Here is a 3,395-nt window from a genome sequence, read left to right as displayed (position 1 = left end):
GGGGTGGGCGGCCCCGCGTCGGCAGCGCGCCGTCGCCGCTCGGGTGGGTCAGGTCGGCGCCGGCCGGTGGGTACGGGGTGTCGGGTGGTGCGCGGGCCGGTGTACGGCCGCTGTCGGTGACCGTGACCAGTTGGGCGGACAGGAGCACGATCGCGGCCGCCCCACCGCGCCGGCTGGGGCGCAGCGAGACGTGGGCGCCGCAACGGCCGGCCAGTACGGCCGCCGCGTACCAGCCTGCGAGGCCCGCCGGCGGGCCGTCCGCGGGCGGGCTGCCGAGCAGGTGGTTCGCCTCGGCCAGCGCGGCGGCGTCCAGGCCGGGCCCGTCGTCGACGACGAGGACGGCGCACCCCTGCGGTCGTTGTTCGCCGCTGACCCGGACGGTGGTGTCCGCCCCGGAGAAGGCCAGGGCGTTCTCGATCAGCTCCGCCAGCAGGTGGATGACGTCCGTGACGGCCGGCCCCGCGAGCGACCACGGCCAGTGCGGCGCGATCAGGACCCGGTGGTAGTCCGGCACCTCGGCGACCGCGCCGCGTGCCACGTCGAGCAGCGGCACCGGGCGTCGCCAGCGGCGGGCGGGTCTCGCGCCGGCCAGGGTGATCAGTTTCTCCACGTTGCGTCGGATCCGCGTGGTGAGGTGGTCGAGCTGGAACAGCTCGCCGGTCTCCTCGGTGGACCGCTCCCGACGTTGCATCCCGTCCAGCAGGCTGAGTTGTTCGCGCAGCAGGACCTGATTGCGTCGGGTCAGCCCCAGGAACAGCTCCCGCTCGGCGTCACCCCCCGGCGTCGCCGGTTCCCGCGCCGGGGCCGGAGCGTCCTGCGCCGGAGCCGGAGGGCCGGCGTCCGGCCGGGTCAGCTCGTTGGTCAGACGTCGGACGGTGCCCGCCCAGCTCAGCAGGAGCACGAGGACGACGATGAGGCCGAGCCCCACCACGGCCCCGGTACGCGCGATGAGAACGGCGGCACCCGGTGTGGCCCGCTCGACGCTGCTGCGGGCGGTGCTCGTCACCAGTGTCTGCAGCGCGCCGAGGGCGGCGTCCGCCGCTGCCCGCCAGCCCTGGACGGTGAAACCGGCCAGGGCGTTGGCGGTGCCGGCCTGGAGCAGCAGCCGGTCCTCCAGGGCGAGCAGAGCCGCGAACTCGGGGCCGGTCGCAAGGCGCTGGTGCTCGTCCTGACCGTCGGGCGGAAGCCCGGTCGCGGCCTCCGTGCGCGCGTACCGCTGGATGCTGACCAGTGCGCTCAGCCGGCGCCGCTCGTCGACGCCGAGCCGTGCCCCGGTCAGGGCCGCGCTGACCAGGGTGTCCTCCCGGGCGAGCAGCTCCCGGGCGCGGGCCAGCGCGATCACCGCCCGGGTGTCGGCGGCCAACCCGCTCTCGTACGCGCCCCACTCCGGGCCGTACACCCGGAAGGCGACGGCGATGACCTCGTCGTACCCGCCGGTGGCCGTGGCCTGGTCGAGCCGCCCGGTGTCCACCTGGGATCGGGTCGTGCCGAGGCCGTCGAGCCGTCGGACCAGCTCGCCGGCCCGGTCGCGGACCGTGCCGGCGCTGAGCAGCCGAAGGTCGCGCCCCTTCGTGAACTCGCGGATCTCGGCGGCGGCCCGGTCGGTGCCGTGGCGGGCCCCGACCAGCTCCGGCGTCGTCTGCCCCGCCCCGGCGAGCGTCTCGGCGGTGATCCGGCGTTCCGTCTGCAGGTTCAGGATCAGCCGGTCGATGGGCTGGCCCAGCGTGTCCGCCAGCGCCCGGACGCGCAGCAGGTCGACGGCATCCTGACTGGACACGTAGGCCGCGTGCGACCAGAGCGTGACCAGCACGGCGGCCAGCACGGCCAGCCTGGTCCGGATCAGCCGGACATCGTCACGGGTCATCGGCTCGTCCGCTGCGGCCACGGCTGCCCGGCGCTGTCGCTGGCCCGGTCGGCGACGAGGGTGCGCAGCAACGCCAGCAGCTCCGTGCGGTTGGCGCAGTTCAGCCGGTTACGCATCCGCGCCACGTGGTGTTCGACGGTCTTGGCCGAGATGAAGAGCCGGTCGCCGATCTCCCGGTAGGTCAACCCGGCCAGCACCAGCTCGGCGACCTCGTACTCGCGGTCGCTGAGCCCGTGCTGGGTGGGACCGGTGACCCGCGCGGTGCTCGCACCGGTCGTCGGTGTCTGCCCGGCGTGCCCGCCGGAGGGCCGTCCCTGCAACGCTCGGGCGCACTCCAGCAGGGTGGTCATCGCCCGCCGGTCCGCGGTGCGGATGGCGGCCTGCCCGGCGAGGCGGGCGCCGTCCCAGCACAACCCGGTGTCGTGCAGTCCACGGGCGGCGGCCTCCACCCGGGTCGGGTCGACATCCCCGCGGAGCACCTCCACCCAGCTCTCCGCGGCGGCGGCGACCACGGCCGCGTACCGGCTGTGGCCAGCGGCGGCGAGCAACGCCGCGACGTGTTCGTCGGCGACCGCCGGCTCGCCGGTCAGGATGGCGGCGTGCAGCCCGCTCCAGTGCAACGGCACGCTCCACAGTGGCGGGTTGCCGAGGCGGTCGAGCAGCGAACGCCCCTGGTGCAAGTAGGGCTCCAGCCGGGCCAGGTCACCCAGCCGCGCGCCCGCGATGGCCAGTTCACCCAGCGGCAGCAGGGTGAACAGGTCGATCGGGTGCCGCACCACGGCCTCCAGCGCCTGCCCCCAACCCCGCTTGAGCGCCCCGAGGTCACTGTTGCGCCGGCCGATGCCCATCCGGATCGCGGCGGCGAAGAGCTGGTCGCGTGACTCCAGTTGCCGCCCGTCGAGCGTCACCGTGGCGAGGCGCTCGCCGGCGGCGTGGATCTCGCCACGGACCATCAGGATCCAGGCCTGCAACAGCCGGTGGCGGCGGGCCATCAGCGGGCCGCCGACACCGGCGCCCAGGGCGCGGTGCAGCACCCGCTCGGCGATCTCCAGCTCACCGCAGTGCACCGCCGTCAACGCGGCGAGGGCCGCCGGGCTGTCCGGCAGCAGCGCCGCTCGTCCGTCCGGCTCCAGCAGCGCGGCGGCCTGCACGAGCGCGGAGAGCGCGGCGGTCGGCGGGCCGGTCACGCTCTCCCGTACGCCGTTGGCCATCAGTCGGGCGGCGCTGGCGTGCAGGGTGGGCGGTTCGCCCGCCGGGTCACCCGCCGGTGACTCGGTGGTGGCGGCCAGGTCGCCGGCGGCGAGGCCGCCGACGATGGCGAACGCCGCCGCTGAGGCGGTGCCCGACCACCGGAACAGTTCGACGCTGCGACCGACGTGACCACGGTGGGCCAGGGCGGTAGCCGCGACCACGGCCGCCTCGGAGCGTTCCGGGGGAGCGGCCGTGGCCAGCAGCCGGTCCGCCAGCCGAAGCGCGTCGTCGAGGTCACCGGCGAAGAGCGGAAGAGCGTGGGGGTGGGAAAGAGGGTAGA

Annotated in this window: 2 protein-coding genes; both read right to left on the bottom strand. The window is 75.4% G+C overall.

From position 1 onward, the window contains the following. On the bottom strand, positions 1-1,864 hold a 1,864-nt coding region (locus PSH25_RS25550), incomplete at its 3' end, for a nitrate- and nitrite sensing domain-containing protein (RefSeq protein WP_238661480.1). Beyond that, a partial coding sequence (locus PSH25_RS25545; RefSeq protein ID WP_238661479.1) for a LuxR family transcriptional regulator occupies positions 1,861-3,395 on the bottom strand: 1,535 nt, incomplete at its 5' end. The genes PSH25_RS25545 and PSH25_RS25550, both read right to left, overlap by 4 nt.

It is taken from the genome of Micromonospora foliorum, from assembly GCF_022229015.1.
GTDB classification, from domain to species: domain Bacteria; phylum Actinomycetota; class Actinomycetes; order Mycobacteriales; family Micromonosporaceae; genus Micromonospora; species Micromonospora foliorum.
Note: the sequence above shows the minus strand (reverse complement) of the source record. Positions and strands in the feature narration are given on the sequence as shown.